Source organism: Hylemonella gracilis ATCC 19624 (genome assembly GCF_000211835.1).
Classification (GTDB): Bacteria; Pseudomonadota; Gammaproteobacteria; order Burkholderiales; family Burkholderiaceae_C; genus Hylemonella; species Hylemonella gracilis.
Window position 1 is genome coordinate 19,767 of record NZ_AEGR01000093.1, and the last position, 18,785, is coordinate 38,551.

Consider the following 18,785-nt stretch of genomic DNA (forward strand, 5'->3'; position numbering starts at 1 on the left):
CGCGATCCACGTAACGTTTTGATAAAGCCCCTTCCATGAATGGTTTGACGCATTTCGACGCCAGCGGACAGGCGCACATGGTGGATGTCGGTGACAAGCCCGCCACGCGGCGCCTGGCGGTGGCCACCGGCCGCATCGACATGCAGGCCAGCACGCTGGCATTGATTGAAGCAGGCAACGCGAAAAAAGGCGACGTGCTGGGCGTGGCACGCATCGCTGGCATCATGGCCGCGAAGAAAACCAGTGACTTGATCCCCCTGTGTCATCCACTTGCGCTGACGCGGGTCGCGGTGGAGTTTGAGCTGATGCCAGCCAGTCCGATCTCCTCCGTGCGGTGCACGGTCAGCGCTGAAACCATCGGCCCCACGGGGGTGGAAATGGAGGCATTGACCGCAACCCAGATCACACTGCTCACGATTTATGACATGTGCAAGGCCGTGGACCGGGGGATGCAGATCCACGATGTGCGCCTACTGGAAAAGCACGGGGGAAAGTCCGGCAGCTACACGGCTCCCTGAACCCGGCGACATCAGCCACTAGCCCGCTTTATGGAAACCCAGAAAGGCGAGGGCGTGGACGGGTCGCCAAGCTCTCAGTTGTCGGTCAACTGAGGGGCGAGCGTTCCCACCTTCAGGCCAGTTTCGCGGCACGCACCGGGCAGGTATTTGGGGTCCACCGTGCCAGGGCCGCACTTCCAGCCCACGATCTTGCCATCGCTCACCTCGGGCACGAGCAAGACGGTCTTGTCTTCCACCGCGGCGGAGATATTGTGGACGGTGACCTGGACGGCGCCTTTTTCATCCGTCTGCACGCCGCGCACGTACTGGGTCGTGGAAGTCGCCGATTCGCAACCCCAGCCCCCCCCCGCAGGCAACGCGGTACCGGCCTTGGCCTGGTAGACCTCGCTCACGGCCGTGCGGCATTGCGACGCTGCCAGCACCGCTTCCGACATCTTGGCCCGCACCGCGTAGTCTTGATACCAGGGCAGGGCGATGGCGGCCAGGATACCGATGATCGCCACGACGATCATCAGTTCGATCAGGGTGAACCCCTTTTGGAGAGCGTGCTTCATGAATACTCCTTCTTGAGCAATGGTGATGTGTCTTGCAAAGCTTGGCGCCGCAGATCCGCGCCGCCATGAACGCGGCGAAGAATACCCCAAGACTTCGACGGGCAGCGCTGCGTTCAGCCCCGCATCGGCGCAGAGGCTTGACGCGCGTCAAACCAGACCGGGAATCGCCCCGGTCAGATTGATTTCAGGGATGTGGTTTTTTCGATGAGGCCTGGCGGGCGGCCTCGCGCCAGGTTGGGACGCCTGGCTTACAAATCGAACTCTTGGCCTGCTTGAAGGCCATGCAGTTCGTACAAGCGGCCGCCCTGGTCCTTGGCCCCAGGCGGCGTGGATTTCTGCGTGCTGTCCCGCTGCAGCCCGCCCAACTCCACGAGGATCTGGACTGTCTCCGTCGGCTTGGTGTGCGTGATGTAGATGGGGAAATCCTTGCCCGGAGCGATCTGAGCCAGCTCCTGCGCCAGAGTGTCGGGGGCGAGATGCTGGCTGATTTCCGCCAACTTGCTTTCCCGACGGCTGAAGGCTGTTTCAATCACCAGCATGCGCACATCGTCCAGCTGATTGACCCGCTGCCAGAACGCGGGGTTGGGGCCCGTGTCACCGCTGAACACCCACGTGGCCGCCTGGCCATCCTTGCGCACGGCTGGATCGGCACTCACGGCGTAACCGACAGCAGGCACGGTGTGCTGAGCCGGCAAAGCCTCGATGCGTCGGCCGCCGATCTCCACGACCTCGCCAGTTTCAATGGGCGCGAAACGCATGAAGGGCGCCGCCTCGCTGGGAATGCGGCTGAAGTCGGGCCAGATCAGGTTGTTGAAGATGTGCGCCCGCATCGCCTCGATGGTCTGCGGCAAGGCATGCACCATGACCGGTTGCCGCCGGCGCGCGCCCATGGCGTCGAGCATCAGCGGCAAGGCCGTGATGTGGTCCAGGTGGGCATGGGTGATGAAGACATGGTCGATGCGCAGCATCTCGCCAACCGTGAGGTCGCCGACCCCGGTGCCAGCATCCACCAGAATGTCCGTGTCAATCAGGAAAGAAGTGGTGCGGCTACCTCGCGCGATCGCGCCAGAACAGCCCAAAACCCGCACCTTCATGTTCGCTCCATCGAGCATCAGCCCGCTTTTGAATTGCCCGAAACAGAAACTTGTGGAGAAAAACCCAAGGCCGTTCGCTCATGATCATGCCCGAAGCCGCTTTTTTCTGCAACATCTCGAAACATGTTGTCAGCATAACCCGGCTTGAGCCGATCGGTGATGCGCCCGTCGCAGGTACAGCCCCGGGTTGAGAGAAAAATCACAAGGTGGGCCGTTGCCCTTGCGCATGAACCAGCAGGACCGTGATGTTGTCGCGGCCACCCCGGTCATTGGCCATGTCAACCAAGGCTTCGGCACGAAGCTCCAAGCTCAGTGGCAAACGCAACAGTTTGGCGATGTCCGTGTCACGCAACATGTCCGACAGGCCGTCAGAGCACATCAGGTAAATGTCTTCAGCCTCGACCGGATGTGTGTGCACTTCCAGCATGACGGCGGGATCGACGCCCAGGGCCCGGGTCACCAGGTTTCGGTGCACGGAGACCTCGGCTTGTTCCGCCGTGATGAGGCCCGCATCCAATTGTTCCTGCAACAGGGAATGGTCACGGGTGACACGAGTCAATTGGCCTTCCCGCAAACGGTAGCAGCGCGAATCCCCAATATGGCCTAGCACCAGGTCCCGGCCATGGAAGACGCCCACCACCAGCGTGGTGCCCATCCCCGCGTATTCAGAATGCTCACGCGCCGCCTGCAACACCGCGCTGTTGGCGTGCGCGACACTGCGCTCCAAGACACGGCGGATGTCGTCCAAGGTAACGGGGTTGCCCGCGTCATCGGCACGGAACCAGCCGCTCAGATCGCGCTGGATATTGGCGCAGGCCATGCTGCTGGCCACCTCCCCAGCGTTGTACCCGCCCATGCCGTCGGCCAGCACTGCCAGCCCCGCCGCATCGTCCAAGGCAAAGGCGTCCTCGTTATTGCCGCGCACTCGGCCCTGGTCGGTACGCGCGCAAAACCTGTAGCTCAAACTGCTTGCTGCCATGGCTCGTTATTTCTCCGCCACGCCAGACGCCTACCCATTTGTGAAGTGCCGCGGGACTCATTGCATCGCCCTTCAACGGGTCGATGTCGCCGACATTAGCAGAGCCCCGGGCGACCCGCAAGCCAGCTCACTTTTGTGCCGTGCAATTTGCATTTGCACACACCGATCTCGCGGCATTAGCGACAAAGCCACGCCCGACGGGGCATGGCTTTGGATCAAGACTCGGTGAGTCAGGCAATCAAGTTGCCGTATGGCCGCGTTTCTGCAAGCTTCTGCCCAGTAGCACGACCAGAATCGCACCCAGTGCCGCCGCCGCGTAATGCAGCCAGGGCTGACCGGCGAGGATCGGTTTGAGGACGTTGTCATTCATGATGGTCTCGCCGCCCACCCATCCGATCAAGGCGGCACCGAGTGTCACGATGATGGGAAAGCGCTCCATCAGGTGAATCATCAGCGAGCTGCCGAACACCACCAGCGGAATGCTGATGGCGAGACCCAACACCAGCAGCACCAGGCTGCCCTGCGCCGCCGCCGCCACGGCGATCACGTTATCCAAGCTCATCACCAGGTCAGCGATGAGGATGGTGCGAACGGCGGCCATCAGGCCACCGACCTGCTTGCCCTCGCCCTCGTCTTCCTCGTCCTCGCTCAAGAGTTGGACACCGATCCAGAGCAGCAGCACGCCGCCCACGATCTGCAGGAACGACAGCTCCAGCAGCTTGGCCGCCACGACGGTCAGCGCCACGCGCAGCACCACCGCCGCGCCGGAGCCGAACAGGATGGCCCGTTTCTGCTGGTGCGGTGGCAGGGAACGCGCGGCCAGGGCAATGACCACGGCGTTGTCGCCGGACAGAATGATGTTGATCCAGATGATCTTGAGCAGACCGATCCAGAAGTTGGCATCCTGCAAGAATTCCATCGAAAAACTCCTTAGCTGTTATGGTTTCTAGTAGAAGGAATGAAGCCCGATGATCCATGCGGACCATCGGGCCAGGTATAGAGGAAAACGTCAGTTCTTGACCGCAGTCAAGAGGAAAAACGCTCGCCGCCGACTCAGAGCATGGCCTTGAGCAGCTTGCCCATTTCCGAGGGGTTGCGCGTGACCTTGAAACCGCACTCTTCCATGATGGCCAGCTTGGCATCGGCCGTGTCGGCGCCGCCGGAGATCAGGGCGCCTGCGTGGCCCATGCGCTTTCCGGGAGGCGCCGTCACGCCAGCGATGAAGCCGACGATGGGCTTTTTCATGTTGGCCTTGCACCAGCGTGCGGCCTCGGCTTCGTCGGGGCCGCCGATCTCGCCAATCATGATGACGGCGTCGGTGTCCGGATCGTCGTTGAACGCCTTCATCACGTCGATGTGCTTCAAGCCGTTGATCGGGTCACCGCCGATGCCCACGGCGCTGGATTGACCGATGCCGAGTTCCGACAGCTGCGCGACGGCTTCATAGGTCAGGGTGCCCGAGCGGGAAACGACACCCACGCGACCCTTCTTGTGGATGTGGCCCGGCATGATGCCGATCTTGATTTCATCGGGCGTGATCAAGCCGGGGCAGTTCGGGCCCAGCAGCAAGGTCTTCTTGCCGCCCTTGGCCTCTTTTTCTTTCATTTTGTTGCGCACGACCAGCATGTCGCGCACCGGAATGCCTTCGGTGATGCAGATGGCCAGATCCAGGTCGGCCTCGACGGCCTCCCAGATCGCATCAGCGGCGCCCGCCGGGGGCACGTAGATCACCGACACGGTGGCGCCGGTCTGCTTGGCGGCTTCCTTCACGGAGGCGTAGATCGGGATGTTGAAGATGGACTCACCGGCCTTCTTCGGGTTCACGCCAGCGACGAAGCAGTTCTTGCCGTTCGCGTATTCCTGGCACTTCTCGGTATGGAACTGACCGGTCTTGCCCGTGATGCCCTGGGTGATGACCTTGGTGTTCTTGTTGATGTAAATCGACATGATGGATTCCTTCGCGTCTGGTCTGGGCTTACTTCACGGCGGCGACGATCTTGGTCGCGGCCTCGGCCATGGTGTCGGCGCTGATGATGGGCAGGCCGCTTTCGGCCAGCATCTTCTTGCCCAGTTCCTCGTTCGTGCCCTTCATGCGCACGACCAGCGGCACCTTCAGGCTCACGGCGCGGCTGGCCGTGATCACGCCGGTGGCGATGGTGTCGCACTTCATGATGCCGCCGAAGATGTTGACCAGGATGCCCTCGACCTTGGGGTTCTTGAGCATGATCTTGAAGGCTTCGGTCACCTTCTCGGGCGTGGCGCCACCGCCCACGTCCAGGAAGTTGGCCGGCTCGCCACCAAACAGCTTGATGGTGTCCATGGTCGCCATGGCCAGACCGGCGCCGTTGACCAGGCAGCCGATATTGCCGTCCAGGCTGATGTAGGCCAGATCGAACTTGGAGGCTTCGATTTCAGCCGCGTCTTCCTCGTCCAGATCGCGGTAAGCAACGATCTCGGGATGGCGGAACAGGGCGTTGGAATCAAAATTGAACTTGGCGTCCAGGGCGACGATGTTGCCCTTGCTGTCGCGGTTCAGCGGGTTGATTTCGACCAGGGAAGCGTCCGTGTCCATGTAGCACTTGTAGAGCTTCTGGCAGATGTCGATGAACTGCGACAGGGAGTCGGCGGGCAGGTTGATGCCCTTGGCCAGTTCCTTGCCGTTGGCCTCGGTGAAGCCCACGAGCGGGTCGACGAAGATCGTGACGATCTTCTCGGGCGTGCTGTGCGCCACTTCCTCGATGTCCATGCCGCCTTCGCTGGAGGCGATGAAGGCCACCTTCTGCGTGCCGCGATCGGTCACGGCGGACAGGTAGTATTCCTTCTGGATGTCGGCGCCTTCTTCGATGTACAGGCGGCGCACCTTCTGGCCCTCAGGACCCGTTTGGTGGGTCTTGAGCTGCATGCCCAGGATCTGGCCTGCCAGCGTCTTCACATCGTCGACCGTCTTGGCGACCTTGACGCCGCCGCCCTTGCCACGGCCACCGGCGTGGATTTGCGCCTTGACAACCCAAACCGGGCCGCCCAGCTTCTGGGCAGCTTCAACGGCTTCTTGAACGGTGAAGGCTGCAATGCCGCGCGGCACAGGCACACCAAACTGACGCAAGATTTCCTTGCCTTGGTATTCGTGGATCTTCATGAGGGCTCTCTCAGGAAATGGTTTCTATCGGTTGCCGAAGCCGGTGGCCGGACAGGGCGCACCGTCAACGTTGCGCAAGGCGCGGGCACGGCCAGCGGTTCGCGCTGGTTCAGACGCAGCGCCGAAATGTATCATGTTGCCTTGCACAAGGTCGGTGCGCCGTCACCCGGCCGCCCGCGTTGGCAGGCCAGGCCACCGCGGCCTGGGCTCGTCACTCCCATTCCGCCACCATGACCCGAAAAAAAGTCTTCATTGACGGCGAAGCCGGTACCACGGGCTTGCAAATTCGTGAGCGCCTGCAAGCCATGCCGCAGGTCGAGCTGCTGAGCATCGCCCCCCAGCACCGCAAGGACCCCGCGGCCAAGCGCGACATCCTGACCACGGCTGACTTGGCCATCCTCTGCCTGCACGACGAAGCCGCCGTGGAAACGGTGGCCCTGGTCGATGCACTGGAGACTTCGGGCGAGTTAGGTGGAAAAACGGGACCGCGCATCATTGACGCTTCGACGGCGCACCGCGTGGCCCCCGGCTGGGTTTACGGCTTTCCCGAGCTGACCCGCGACCATGCGCGAGCGGTGGCCCAGGCACGACGGGTCGCCAATCCGGGTTGCTATCCCACAGGCGGGATCGCGCTGCTGCGCCCGCTGATCGACGCGGGCCTGCTGCCGACGGACTACCCCATCGTGCTGTCGGGCTACTCGGGTTACTCGGGCGGTGGCCGCAGCATGATCGAAGCCTACGAAGTCACCAAGACCGCTCCACCGTTGGAAGTCTATGGCCTGGGCCTCACGCACAAACATCTGCCCGAGTTCCAGCGCTACACCGGCCTGACGCGCCGGCCCATTTTCGTGCCCGCCGTGGCGAACTATTACGCGGGCATGATCGACCAGATCGGCTTGCAGTTCGATCTGATGAAGGGCGTGCGCAAGGCCGAGCAATTGGAAGAAGCACTGCGCGCCCACTACGCGGGCAGCGAATGGGTGCGTGTCATGCCGCCCCAGACGAGCGGCCGGCTCGAGCCCACCGCGCTCAACAACACGAACCAGATGGAACTCAGCGTCTACGGCAACGACGTGCTGGGCCAAGCCGTGTTGGTGGCGCGCTTCGACAACCTGGGCAAGGGCGCCAGCGGGGCTGCCGTGCAGAACCTGAAGTTGATGCTAGGACTTTGAGTTCCGGTCGTCCAAGCACTCACTTCCGAGCTCTCGATCCTCCGGCTCTAGCACCTGGATGCTGAGCACGCGACGCACGACGTCTCCAGAAAACCCCCGCGACAGCAAAAATCGGCCTTGCCGTGCGCGGTCCTTGGCGTCCACGGGGATAGCGTCAAAACGACGCTGCCAGACTTGGCGAGCGCGCGCTTCCTCGCTGTCTTGCAAGCCTGCCAAGGTCTGGGTGATGAGCGCGCGGTCCAGCCCCTTGTCCTGCATCTCCTGCCTCAGGCGCGCTGCGCCATAGGCACTGGCACGGCGGTGCGCCAAGGATTCAGCGGCACGGCGTTCGTCCAGAAAACCCCGTGCTTGCAACTCGTCCAGCGCCTGGGCCAAGGTGCCGGGCTCTTCCTCGAAGCGCGCCAGCTTGCGTTCCAACTCTCGACGGGTGTGTTCACGCTGGCTCAACAACCGCAAAGCCCGGCCCTTCAGGCTGGGCTGAAAGGCCGGTTTGCGGCTGGGCTCTGGACTGTTGGACAGACCAGGCCTGTCGGAAGCCGACATGGGCGGAGCTTCAGGCTTCTGCGTTGTCGCCACCGGCCGAGGCAAGGGGCGCACCCCCCTCACCGCGCAGCGGGATGCCCAGCGACTCACGCACCTTGTTCTCAATTTCCAAGGCCAGTTCTGGGTTCTCGCGCAGGAACTCACGGGCGTTGTCGCGGCCTTGACCGATTTTTTCGCCGTTGTAGGCATACCAAGCGCCGGACTTGTCGATGATGTGGGCGGTCACCCCCATGTCAATCACTTCGCCCTCGCGGCTGACGCCTTCCCCGAACAGGATGTCGAATTCGGCGCTCTTGAAAGGCGGACTGACCTTGTTCTTCACCACCTTGACCTTGGTTTCATTGCCGATGGCTTCCTCGCCCTTTTTGATGGTGCCCGTGCGGCGGATGTCCAGGCGCACCGAGGCGTAGAACTTCAGCGCGTTACCACCCGTGGTGGTTTCGGGGCTGCCGAACATCACGCCGATCTTCATGCGGATCTGGTTGATGAAAATGACCGTGGTGTTGGTCTTCTTGATCGTGGCGGTCAGCTTGCGCAGCGCCTGGCTCATGAGGCGGGCTTGCAGGCCAGGCAGGCTGTCGCCCATTTCACCTTCGATTTCAGCCTTGGGCGTGAGTGCGGCCACCGAGTCCACGACGATCAGATCCACAGCGCCCGAACGCACGAGGCTGTCCACGATTTCCAGCGCCTGCTCGCCCGTGTCCGGCTGGCTGATCAGCAAATCCTGCAGATTCACGCCCAGCTTCTGCGCGTACTGCGTGTCCAGGGCATGCTCGGCATCGACGAAGGCGCAGGTGCCGTCCATCTTCTGCATCTCGGCGATGACCTGCAGCGTCAGCGTGGTTTTGCCCGACGATTCGGGGCCGTAAATCTCGATCACGCGACCACGCGGCAAACCGCCGACGCCCAGCGCGATGTCCAGCCCCAGGCTGCCGGTGGAGACGACCTGGATGTCCTCGATCTTCTCGCCCTCGCCCAAACGCATGATGGTGCCCTTGCCGAACTGCTTTTCGATCTGGGCCAGGGCGGCCTGCAGGGCTTTGGCTTTTTCGCTGTTGGCGTTCTTGACGGCGGTGTCCATGGTGTTTCCTTGGTCGGGTTGAAGAGGAGCGCCTGATCTTTCTCACAGGCTGGATACTTGAACAGCACTTTATCAGCGCGATACCTTCCCGTAAAGCCAATTTTTAGTCATTTTGGCTTACTATTTGGTCATGGCCTCAGACAACACTCGCCCCCAGGCATCGCGGATCGACGACGGGTGGCGCCAGACCCACCTGGGCCGGCTCCTGGGCCATGCCATGCGCCGTTTCGACAGCCGCGTGCAAGCGCTGATGGCGCATGACGCCGAGGTGCCGCTGGCCTTGTCCCATCTGGCAGCACGCGGGCAGATCAGCGCCGCGCACATCCACATCACGCGGCACCTGGCTGTGACGGGCTCCCGGCTGCAAGATCTGGCCGACGCCGCTGGCATGAGCAAACAGGCCATGGGCAAACTGGTGGATCAATGCGTGGCCTGGGGTCTGGTGACGCGCGAGGCCGATCCGCATGACGGCCGCGCCAAGCAGGTGCGCTTCACGACCGCAGGTCTGGCGTGGCTGGGCGGCTTCCAGCGGGCCGTGCGCCAGGCCGAGGCCGAGCTGCGGCAAGCCGTGGGCGAGGACGTGGCCACCGTGATCGCCCTGGGCCTGGAAGCCTACGCAGGCAGCTGAGCCGCGCGACGGCGCCCTTGGGTGCGGCGCAGTCTGCTGGCACTGGATCGGCAAGGGGCGCCGCCAAGCAACCCGCCTAGAATCGCTCCAGACATGACGCAGCCCGCCCCCGTAAGGCGGTGAACTGCACGGAGACACACGCATGCGAATTCTGATTGCGGAAGACGATCAGGTCCTGGCCGACGGCCTGCTGCGCACCTTGCGCGGCTCGGGCGCCGCGGTCAACCACGTGGCCAATGGCGCCGAAGCCGACGCGGCCTTGATGACCCAGCCCTCCCAGTTCGACCTGCTGATCCTGGACCTGGGCCTGCCCAAGCTGCATGGCCTGGAGGTGCTGCAACGCTTGCGCGCCCGCGGTGCCAGTCTTCCCGTGCTCATCCTCACCGCTGCAGACAGCGTCGAAGACCGCGTCCAAGGCCTGGACTACGGTGCCGACGACTACATGGCCAAGCCCTTCAGCCTGCAGGAACTGGAGGCGCGTGTGCGCGCCCTGACACGCCGAGGCCTGGGCGCAGCCAGCGGCCTCATCCGTCATGGCCCCCTGGTGTACGGCCAGGCCGGACACGTGGCGACCATCGATGGCCGCTTGGTGGAGCTGTCCGCGCGCGAATTGGGTCTGTTGGAAGTGCTGCTGCAGCGCTGCGGCCGTCTGGTCAGCAAGGACCAGCTGGTCGATCGCCTCTGTGAATGGGGTGAGGAGGTGAGCAACAACGCGATCGAGGTCTACATCCACCGCCTGCGCAAGAAGATCGAAGGGGGCCCCATCCGCATTGCCACCGTGCGCGGCCTGGGCTACTGCCTGGAACGGATACAGCCGGAGGCTGCGGTCGGGGTGGATTCCGATTCCCCATCCCTGGCCTGAGGCTCGGCCCGACTCCCCACAGTTCAGTTCCATGCCTTTCGGCAGAAAGCTCTTTCACCGGGAACAACGCTCGCTGTTCGGGGAAATCCTCGATTGGATGCTGACGCCACTGCTGATCCTCTGGCCAGTCAGCCTCATTCTCACCTGGCTGGTGGCCCAGAACATCGCGGGGCGGCCCTTTGACCATGCCTTGGAGCTTCAAGTCCGGGCGCTCGCGCACCACCTGAGCCTCCAGAACCCCAGCCCCCGGGGCCAGACCCGCTTCGATCCGCCGATGCCCGCGCGCACCCTCTTGCACGCGGATGCCACCGACACCCTGCATTTCCAGGTCTTGGGCGCTCAGGGTGAATTCCTTTCAGGCGATCCTGATTTCCCGTCACCCCCTGCCCTTGAAAACCAGGAGGGCATTGCCCGCCCTGGCCTGGAGCCGGGCGTCGTGCAGTTGCGCAACGATGAGTTCGAAGGCACGCCCGTGCGCATCGCCTACCTGTGGATCGCGCTCGCACCCCTGCCCTACACCGATGGCGCGCCCGCCGCGGGGTCACTGCTGGCGCTGGTCCAGGTCGCCGAGACCCTGGACAAGCGCTCCCAGTTGGCGGCGGAAATCATCAAGAGCGTGATGCTGCCGCAGTTTGCGATCCTGCCCTTGGCGGTGCTGCTGGTCTGGCTGGCGCTGGCGCAGGCGATCCGGCCCCTGGATCATCTGGCCAGCCACATCCGCGCACGGGCACCCGAGGATCTGAGCCCGCTGGAGACACGGTCCGTGCCCCTGGAAGTGGCGCCCCTGGTGACCTCGATGAACGACTTGCTGACGCGGCTCAAGGAGTCAGTGACCGCCCAGAAGCGTTTTCTGGCCGATGCCGCGCACCAGCTCAAGACCCCGCTGGCGGGCTTGCGCATGCAAGCGGATCTGGCGCAGCGCCATGACGCCAGCCCGCAGAACCTTCGACAGTCTCTGCAGCAGATCGTTCGTGCCAGCACCAACGCGACCCACACCGTCAACCAGTTGCTGGCCCTGGCCCGGGCCGAAGGCAGCGGCGCGGCGCTCGCCCATCAGCGGTGCGACCTGGCGCAAATCACCATGGAGGCCATGCGAGAAGTGGTGCCCCTGGCCTTGGAAAAGCATCTGGACTTCGGCTACGACGGTCTCGCCCCGGGAGCGCCTGGCGCGCAACTCGACGGCAACCCCACCTTGCTGAAGGAACTGGTGCGCAATCTGCTGGACAACGCGATCAAGTACACGCCCAGCAGTCCGCAACAACCCGGCATCATCACCGCCCGCGTGCTGTTCGCCGCCCCTGGCCAGATGCTGCTGCAAGTCGAAGACTCCGGGCAGGGCGTGCCCGAAGCAGAACGGGGGCTGATCTTCCAGCCCTTCTACCGCGCCTTGGGCACGCAGGCGGATGGGTCGGGACTGGGCTTGTCCATCGCTCAGGAAATCGCCCGTCAGCACCAGGCACGCATTGAGGTCGAAGACCTGAATCCCGGCCAGCCGCAACCGGGGACACGGTTCACGGTGCGCTTTGCGGTGGGCAAGACCTCGGCGTCCTGAACGGACCTCGCACAGCCACCGGTTCAGGGTGGGCAGGTCGTCGGCGCCTTGCCGTTGAGGGTGGGCAGAGATTGCAAGGCAGCTTGGCCCGCGGCTGCGTGGGACGCATCCGGCGCCTGCACGCGAACCCAAGCCTGACGGCGTTCGGGCCATTCCTGCACGACACGCGCGGTGCGCACGCCACGCTTTTGCATCGCTTCGAGTTCGTCCTGGGCCTTGGCCTGCGTCTCGAAGCGCGCCAACGACAACCCGGGCTGCAGCTCGGGGTTGTCCAAGGTCTGCAAGCCTCGGCGGGTGCGCGGCGAGAGCTGGGCACGCTTGCGATCCAGCTCCGCCGTGTTGGCATAACGTCCCATGTAGATGATCCAACGCGCGGGGGCCGTGACGCGCACATCCAAGGTCCAACTCCCCGCAGAGAGCGACTGGCCGAGTTGGCGGCGCACCGCCTCCAACTGCGCGGCCTGGGTCACGTCCCACGGACCCGCCTGCCAGCACTGCGCGGTCGCGCGGGCCGAGGCTTCTTCGGCGACTTCGGGCGCCTGAGCGGCAGGAGCAGCGACTTGCGGCACGGGGGCGGGCGGGAGGGCCGGGGCGGACAGTATCCGTAAGGCCTCCGGTCGGACCTGCTGCGCGAGGCGCTCAGGTTCATGCTGTTCCGCCGGCGCCCAACCATAGGCGCGCAACAAGCCTTGCGACCAGGCGAAATAGCCAGCGTTCAGCAGTATCAGCAACAGGGCGACGACGCGCAGCATGCAAGCAAAGAAGGAAGAATACGACCGCAACCGCGGACCAGACGGCAGGACTCAGTCCGCCATGGGCCGCACGCTGACTTCGGCGGAGTCGATGGTTTTCAGGCCCGTCGAAGTATGCACCAGCAAGGCGCCGCGTTCGTCGACGCCCCGGGCCATGCCCTCCGTGCCATCACTCAGCCGTACGGCGCGGCCTGCAAAGGCGTCGCGGGCCAGCCAGGATGCGCGCACGGGCGCGAAACCCAGAGCCTGGAATCGCAGCACAGATTGGACTAGCGGCAGGGCCAGGCGCGATAGCACGGTGGGGGCGTCCCACTCGGGGTCTATTTCGCGCGCCCAAGCCGGAGGGGTGCGCATGTCCGACGCGCCTTGGCACACGCGCTCGCTGATGTTCAGCCCCACGCCGATCACGGCGTAACGCAAGTCCAGCGCTTCGATGAGCACCCCCGCGAGCTTGCGGTCCTGCCACCACAGATCATTGGGCCACTTGAGCCGCACCTCGGGATGCAGCGCCTCGGCCAGGGACAGCCCAACGGCCAATGACAGGCCTGACCAGTCCGTGCGATCCAAAGGCAGCCCCAAAGAGAACATCAGCAGATCGCCAGGCTGCACACCACTGTTCCAGGGCCGACCGAGCCGGCCCCGACCTGCGGTTTGGTGTTCGGCGACCAGCAGCACGGGCTCGCGCTGGCCGTCGCGAGCACGGCGCATCAGCTCGCTGTTGCTGGAGTCGACTTGCGGCAACACCTCAACCGTGAAACCGGGCAGCAGGGGAACCACCGCTTCCCAGATCGCCTCGGCGGGCCAGCGCAGCGGCATGGAGATCGCCCCGTTTTCCAAGCTGTCCGGAAGCGACAAGGCGCACCTCAGCGCTTGGGCGCCAGCAGAGTGCCTCGGCAGTTCTTGCTGCCGCACCAGCAGGGGTATTCGGCCTTGAGTTTCTTGGTGTAAGGCTCGTCGATGATCAGACCGTAGTCGTAGTTGAGTTCCTCGCCGGTCTTGATCTTGCGCAGCGCCTTGATGAAGACACGACCTTCGTCGGTTTCGTCCGCTTCGCAGTTCGGATTGCAGGAGTGGTTGATCCAGCGCGAGGCATTGCCCCCCACCTTGGCGTCGATCACATGGTCTTCGTCGACGTGAAAGTAGAAGGTGTGATTGGGGTCCTTGGGATCGTGCGGATGACGGCGCAGCGCTTCCTTCCAGTTGATGATTTCACCCACATACTCAATGATGACTTCACCCCGGGCGATGTCCTGCAGGGCGAACACGCCCTTGCCGTGGACGCCGGAGCGCCGGACCTGGATACGGCGGCCGGAAGATGAGGAATCGGCGGGGAGTTTGGACACGGCGGATTTTTTTGGTAAGGTGAACTCGTATGGGCGCGCGCGGGCGCGCCTGCGTAGGCGTGCGCACGCGTGTGTGGGCGCGCGAGACAGGGATTGTATTCATGAAGACTTTGGTCATCGCAGAGAAACCATCGGTCGCGCAAGACATCGTGCGCGCCCTCACTCCAACCTCGGGCAAGTTCGAGAAGCACGACGAGCATTTCGAGAACGAGCAGTACGTGGTCACAAGCGCCGTGGGCCACCTGGTCGAGATCCAGGCGCCTGAGCAATACGACGTGAAGCGGGGCAAGTGGAGCTTCGCCCACCTGCCCGTGATTCCGCCGCATTTCGAGCTCAAGCCGGTCGACAAGACCAAGACCCGCCTGAACGCCGTGGTCAAGCTGGCCAAGCGCAAGGACGTGGACAAGCTGATCAACGCTTGTGACGCGGGCCGCGAGGGCGAACTGATCTTTCGCCTGATCGAACAATATGCCGGCGGCGCCAAGCCGCTGGGCAAGCCCGTCTCGCGCCTGTGGCTGCAAAGCATGACACCCCAGGCCATCCGCGATGGCTTTGAGCAGTTGCGCAGCGACAAGCAGATGCTGCCCCTGGCCGACGCCGCGCGCAGTCGAAGCGAGGCCGACTGGCTGGTCGGCATCAATGGCACGCGCGCCATGACGGCCTTCAACTCGCGCGATGGGGGCTTCTTCCTCACCACCGTGGGCCGCGTGCAGACCCCCACGCTGGCCGTGGTGGTGGAGCGCGAGGAGCAAATCCGCAAATTCATCAGCCGCGACTACTGGGAAATCCACGCCACGTTCGGGGCGCAGGCTGGCGAGTACGCCGGCAAATGGTTCGACCCGAAATGGAAGAAGAACGAGGAAGACCCCGAGAAGAAGGCTGATCGCCTCTGGAACGAGCGCGACGCACGCGCAATCGCCGATGCCGTGCGCGGCCAGCCGGCCACCGTCACCGAGGAGAGCAAGCCCAGCACGCAGGCCTCGCCCACGCTGTTCGACCTGACCAGTCTGCAGCGCGAGGCCAATGGCAAATTCGGCTTCTCCGCCAAGACAACCTTGTCCATCGCGCAGAGCCTGTACGAGCGCCACAAGGCCTTGACCTACCCGCGGACTGACTCGCGCCACCTGCCAGAAGACTATCTCGCCGTGGCCAAGCAGACCTTCGAGATGTTGGCGGACTCGCACCTCAAGCACTTGGCACCGCATGCCGCGACGGCGCTGAAGAACGGCTACGTTAAACCCAGCAAACGCATCTTCGACAACGCCAAGGTCAGCGATCACTTCGCCATCATCCCGACGCTGCAGGCACCCAGCGGCTTGAGCGAAGCCGAACAGAAGCTCTACGACCTGGTGGCACGGCGTTTCATGGCGGTGTTCTTCCCTAGCGCGGAATACATGGTCACCACCCGCATCACGACCGCCGCCAGCCATCAATTCAAGAGCGAAGGCAAGGTACTGGTCAGGCCGGGCTGGCTGGCCATCTATGGCAAGGAAGCCGAGGACGAAACCGACGACAAGGACAAGGACAACAGCAAGATCCTCGTCCCCGTGCAGGCCAACGAGAAGGTCAAGACCCAGGCCGCCGATGCCAAGGGCCTGAAGACCCGACCGCCGGCACGCTACAGCGAAGCCACCCTGTTGAGCGCGATGGAAGGCGCCGGCAAGATGGTGGAGGAGGACGAGTTGCGCGAGGCCATGAGCGAGAAGGGCCTGGGCACGCCCGCCACGCGAGCCGCCATCATCGAAGGCTTGCTCAACGAAAAGTACATGCTGCGCGAGGGCCGCGAACTGATCCCGACCGCCAAGGCCTTCCAGCTGATGACCCTGCTGCGCGGCCTGGGCGTGGAGGAGCTCTCCAAACCCGCGCTGACGGGAGAGTGGGAATACAAGTTGTCGCAGATGGAGCGCGGCCAGCTCACGCGCGAGGCCTTCATGCGCGAGATCGCGGCCATGACGGAACACATCGTCAAGAAGGCCAAGGAATACGACCGCGACACCGTGCCCGGCGACTACGCCACGCTGGCCACGCCGTGTCCAAACTGCGGCGGCGTGGTCAAGGAAAACTACCGCCGCTACGCCTGCGTGGGCAAGAAGGGCACGGGCGAGGACGCCTGCGGCTTCTCTTTCACCAAGATGCCCGCGGGCCGCGCCTTTGAACTGCCCGAGGTCGAGCAGTTCCTGCGCGACAAGCGCATTGGCCCGTTGGAAGGCTTCCGCTCCAAGGCGGGCTGGCCCTTCACCGCCGAGATCGCGCTGGCCTACAGCGAGGAAGAAAAGAACTGGAAGCTGGAATTCGACTTTGGCAACGAGGACGAGTCCGAGACGGGCGAACTGGTGGACTTCTCAGGCAAGTCATCCCTGGGCGCCTGCCCCAAGTGCGGCGGCGCGATCTACGAGCACGGCAAGAACTACGTCTGCGAAAAATCCGTGCCCACGCAGACCCAAGCCACGCCGAGCTGCGACTTCAAGAGCGGCCAGATCATCCTGCAGCAGCCCATCGAACGCGAGCAGATGATGAAACTGCTCGCCACGGGCAAGACCGATCTGCTGGACAAATTCGTCTCCATGCGCACGCGCCGCCCCTTCAAGGCCTACCTGGCCTGGAACGCGGAAGAAGGCAAGGTGAGCTTCGAGTTCGAACCGTCGAAGTTCCCGCGCAAGGCAGGGGCCGCTGCGGGTGCGCGCGCGGGCGCCGCCGCCAAGACTGCTGCGGGCAAGACGGCGGCAAAGAAAGCGCCCGCCAAGAAAGCCGCGGCCAAGACTAAAACGGCCCGGAAGCCTGCCGCAGGTCTGACACCCAGCGCGGAACTCGCGGCGGTGATCGGCAGCGAGCCCGTGGCTCGCACGGAAGTCATCAAGAAGATCTGGGACTACATCAAGGCCCAGGGTCTGCAGGACCCCAAGGACAAGCGCAGCGTGCTGGCGGATGCCAAGCTCCAACCCGTCTTCGGCAAGGACCGGGTGACGATGTTCGAGATCACCGGCCTGGTGGGCAAGCACCTCAGCTGAGGGGCCCGCACGCGTGGGTCAGCCCTTGAGCAGGGCGCGCACCCTCGCGTAGTTGCGCTGCACTTTGGCGATGTAGCTGGCACGCTTGGCAGGGTTGATGGCGTTGTAGGCGCCCACGGCCTTCCAGAGCGTGCCGTGCTGGCGGATTTTGTTGGACAGAATCCAGGCCCCGACGTAGATGTTGGTGCAGGCGCCCTTGAGCTTCTCGCGGTGGATGCCCATCTCGGCCAACTGGGGCAGCCAGCGGGTGTTGATCTGCATCAGGCCGACGTCGTGCGTGCCATCTGGATTGGTTGGGCCGACCGCGTTCGGGTCGAACGCGGACTCGGTCTTGGCGATGGCGATCAGCATGTGCTTGTCCACGCCAAACCGCTCGGCCGCCGCCGTGAAGCACGGGTCGAATGGCGACCACGCGTGACTGGCTGGAAAAGCCGACGGCGTGGGCGCTGCCTTCAGCTGGACAGCCTGCTGCGCGCCAGCCGCGCCAGCCGCGCCGGCGAGCGTGGTGGACAGCAACAGGGACGCCCAGCCTCTCATGGTCACACTCCGCTTATTTCGCGACGACCACCCGGACCATTTCCAAGCACTTGTTGGAATAGCCCCACTCATTGTCGTACCAGGATACGACTTTGATGAAGGTTTTGTCCAGAGCAATACCAGCATCGGCGTCGAACACCGAGGTGCAGGTTTCACCGCGGAAATCGGTGGCCACCACCTTGTCCTCGGTGTAGCCCAGGATGCCCTTGAGCGCACCCTGGCTCTGCGCCTTCATTTCGGCCTTGATGTCCTCGTAGCTGGCGTCTTTTTCCAGCTCGACCGTCAAGTCCACCACGGACACATCGCTGGTCGGCACGCGGAAGCTCATGCCGGTCAGCTTCTTGTTGAGCGCGGGAATGACCACGCCCACGGCCTTGGCCGCGCCGGTGGAGGAGGGAATGATGTTTTCCAGGATGCCGCGACCGCCGCGCCAATCCTTGTTGCTGGGACCATCGACGGTCTTCTGCGTGGCCGTGGCGGCGTGCACGGTGGTCATCAGGCCGCGCTTGATGCCCCACTTGTCGTGCAGCACCTTGGCCACGGGTGCCAGGCAATTGGTGGTGCAGGATGCATTCGAAATGATGGCTTGGCCGGCGTAGGTCTTGTCATTGACGCCGAACACGAACATGGGCGTGTCGTCCTTGCTCGGAGCAGAGATGATGACCTTCTTCGCGCCCGCGGCCAGGTGCTTGCCCGCGCTGTCCTTGTCCAGGAACAGCCCCGTGGACTCGATCACCACGTCGGCGCCCACCTCACCCCATTTCAAGTTGCTCGGGTCACGCTCCTGGGTCAGGCGGATCTTCCTGCCGTTGACGACGAGTTGGCCACCTTCGATCGAAACATCGCCCTTGAAGCGGCCATGCACGCTGTCGTACTTCAGCATGTAGGCCAGGTAGTCGGGTTCCAGCAAGTCGTTGATGCCGACGATTTCAATGTCCTTGAAATTCTGCACGGCCGAGCGGAACACATTGCGGCCGATGCGGCCAAAACCGTTGATGCCTACCTTGATCGTCATGATGCGCCTCT

General features: G+C 63.7%; 18 protein-coding genes and 1 pseudogene. 6 read left to right on the forward strand and 13 right to left on the reverse strand.

Features of this window, described 5'->3' with window-relative positions:
- Positions 1–35: 35 nt before the first annotated feature.
- Positions 36–518, forward strand: a complete 483-nt coding sequence (gene moaC, locus HGR_RS14150) for a cyclic pyranopterin monophosphate synthase MoaC (protein ID WP_006298996.1) — start codon at positions 36–38, stop codon at positions 516–518.
- Positions 519–592: 74 nt separating this feature from the next.
- Here the strand turns inward: moaC and HGR_RS14155 are convergent, their stop codons facing one another.
- The 6 genes from HGR_RS14155 to sucC form a co-directional block, all read right to left on the reverse strand.
- On the reverse strand, positions 593–1,072 hold the full coding sequence (locus tag HGR_RS14155) for a pilin (RefSeq protein ID WP_006298997.1): 480 nt from the start codon (positions 1,070–1,072) through the stop codon (positions 593–595).
- 248 nt (positions 1,073–1,320) lie between these two features.
- Positions 1,321–2,166 (reverse strand): 3',5'-cyclic-nucleotide phosphodiesterase, encoded by an 846-nt coding sequence (locus tag HGR_RS14160; protein ID WP_006298998.1) that lies wholly within the window; start codon positions 2,164–2,166, stop codon positions 1,321–1,323.
- 199 nt (positions 2,167–2,365) lie between these two features.
- Entirely contained in the window at positions 2,366–3,145 is a 780-nt protein-coding gene (locus HGR_RS14165; protein WP_006298999.1) for a Stp1/IreP family PP2C-type Ser/Thr phosphatase, read from the reverse strand.
- A 238-nt stretch (positions 3,146–3,383) separates the two neighbouring features.
- Positions 3,384–4,064 (reverse strand): TerC family protein, encoded by a 681-nt coding sequence (locus tag HGR_RS14170; protein ID WP_006299000.1) that lies wholly within the window; start codon positions 4,062–4,064, stop codon positions 3,384–3,386.
- A 134-nt stretch (positions 4,065–4,198) separates the two neighbouring features.
- A complete protein-coding gene (sucD, locus tag HGR_RS14175; RefSeq protein ID WP_006299001.1) occupies positions 4,199–5,092 on the reverse strand; it encodes a succinate--CoA ligase subunit alpha in 894 nt (297 codons plus the stop codon).
- Positions 5,093–5,120: 28 nt separating this feature from the next.
- Complete coding sequence (gene sucC / locus HGR_RS14180) at positions 5,121–6,281, reverse strand: ADP-forming succinate--CoA ligase subunit beta (protein ID WP_006299002.1); 1,161 nt, start codon at positions 6,279–6,281, stop codon at positions 5,121–5,123.
- A 230-nt stretch (positions 6,282–6,511) separates the two neighbouring features.
- Here sucC and argC point away from each other — a divergent pair, with 230 nt between their 5' ends.
- On the forward strand, positions 6,512–7,453 hold the full coding sequence (gene argC, locus HGR_RS14185; RefSeq protein ID WP_006299003.1) for an N-acetyl-gamma-glutamyl-phosphate reductase: 942 nt from the start codon (positions 6,512–6,514) through the stop codon (positions 7,451–7,453).
- On the opposite strand, the gene recX is transcribed toward argC, so the two are convergent.
- Positions 7,442–7,996, reverse strand: a complete 555-nt coding sequence (gene recX, locus HGR_RS14190; RefSeq protein WP_006299004.1) for a recombination regulator RecX — start codon at positions 7,994–7,996, stop codon at positions 7,442–7,444. The genes argC and recX overlap by 12 nt on opposite strands.
- 10 nt (positions 7,997–8,006) lie before the next feature.
- Complete coding sequence (gene recA, locus HGR_RS14195; RefSeq protein WP_006299005.1) at positions 8,007–9,077, reverse strand: recombinase RecA; 1,071 nt, start codon at positions 9,075–9,077, stop codon at positions 8,007–8,009.
- Positions 9,078–9,207: 130 nt separating this feature from the next.
- Between recA and HGR_RS14200 the strand changes: the two genes are divergently transcribed.
- The 3 genes from HGR_RS14200 (at position 9,208) to HGR_RS14210 (ending at position 12,119) form a co-directional block, all read left to right on the forward strand.
- A complete protein-coding gene (locus HGR_RS14200) occupies positions 9,208–9,705 on the forward strand; it encodes a MarR family winged helix-turn-helix transcriptional regulator (protein ID WP_050797477.1) in 498 nt (165 codons plus the stop codon).
- Between the two features lie 142 nt (positions 9,706–9,847).
- Positions 9,848–10,567 (forward strand): response regulator transcription factor, encoded by a 720-nt coding sequence (locus tag HGR_RS14205; protein WP_006299007.1) that lies wholly within the window; start codon positions 9,848–9,850, stop codon positions 10,565–10,567.
- A 31-nt stretch (positions 10,568–10,598) separates the two neighbouring features.
- Positions 10,599–12,119: a sensor histidine kinase gene (locus HGR_RS14210; RefSeq protein ID WP_006299008.1), complete on the forward strand. Its 1,521-nt coding sequence runs from the start codon at positions 10,599–10,601 to the stop codon at positions 12,117–12,119.
- Between the two features lie 23 nt (positions 12,120–12,142).
- On the opposite strand, the gene HGR_RS14215 is transcribed toward HGR_RS14210, so the two are convergent.
- The 3 genes and pseudogenes from HGR_RS14215 to HGR_RS14225 all read right to left on the reverse strand — a co-directional run.
- A complete protein-coding gene (locus HGR_RS14215) occupies positions 12,143–12,871 on the reverse strand; it encodes a hypothetical protein (RefSeq protein ID WP_006299009.1) in 729 nt (242 codons plus the stop codon).
- Positions 12,872–12,922: 51 nt separating this feature from the next.
- Positions 12,923–13,687, reverse strand: coding sequence for a biotin--[acetyl-CoA-carboxylase] ligase (locus tag HGR_RS14220; protein WP_006299010.1), 765 nt, complete (start codon positions 13,685–13,687; stop codon positions 12,923–12,925).
- A gap of 50 nt (positions 13,688–13,737) precedes the next feature.
- Positions 13,738–14,214, reverse strand: a pseudogene (locus HGR_RS14225) (SET domain-containing protein); the annotation flags it as partial.
- Between the two features lie 101 nt (positions 14,215–14,315).
- Between HGR_RS14225 and HGR_RS14230 the strand changes: the two are divergent.
- Positions 14,316–17,222, forward strand: coding sequence for a DNA topoisomerase III (locus HGR_RS14230; protein WP_006299012.1), 2,907 nt, complete (start codon positions 14,316–14,318; stop codon positions 17,220–17,222).
- An 18-nt stretch (positions 17,223–17,240) separates the two neighbouring features.
- On the opposite strand, the gene HGR_RS14235 is transcribed toward HGR_RS14230, so the two are convergent.
- Entirely contained in the window at positions 17,241–17,759 is a 519-nt protein-coding gene (locus HGR_RS14235; protein ID WP_006299013.1) for a lytic transglycosylase domain-containing protein, read from the reverse strand.
- Positions 17,760–17,772: 13 nt separating this feature from the next.
- Positions 17,773–18,774 (reverse strand): type I glyceraldehyde-3-phosphate dehydrogenase, encoded by a 1,002-nt coding sequence (gene gap / locus HGR_RS14240; protein ID WP_006299014.1) that lies wholly within the window; start codon positions 18,772–18,774, stop codon positions 17,773–17,775.
- Positions 18,775–18,785: the final 11 nt, after the last annotated feature.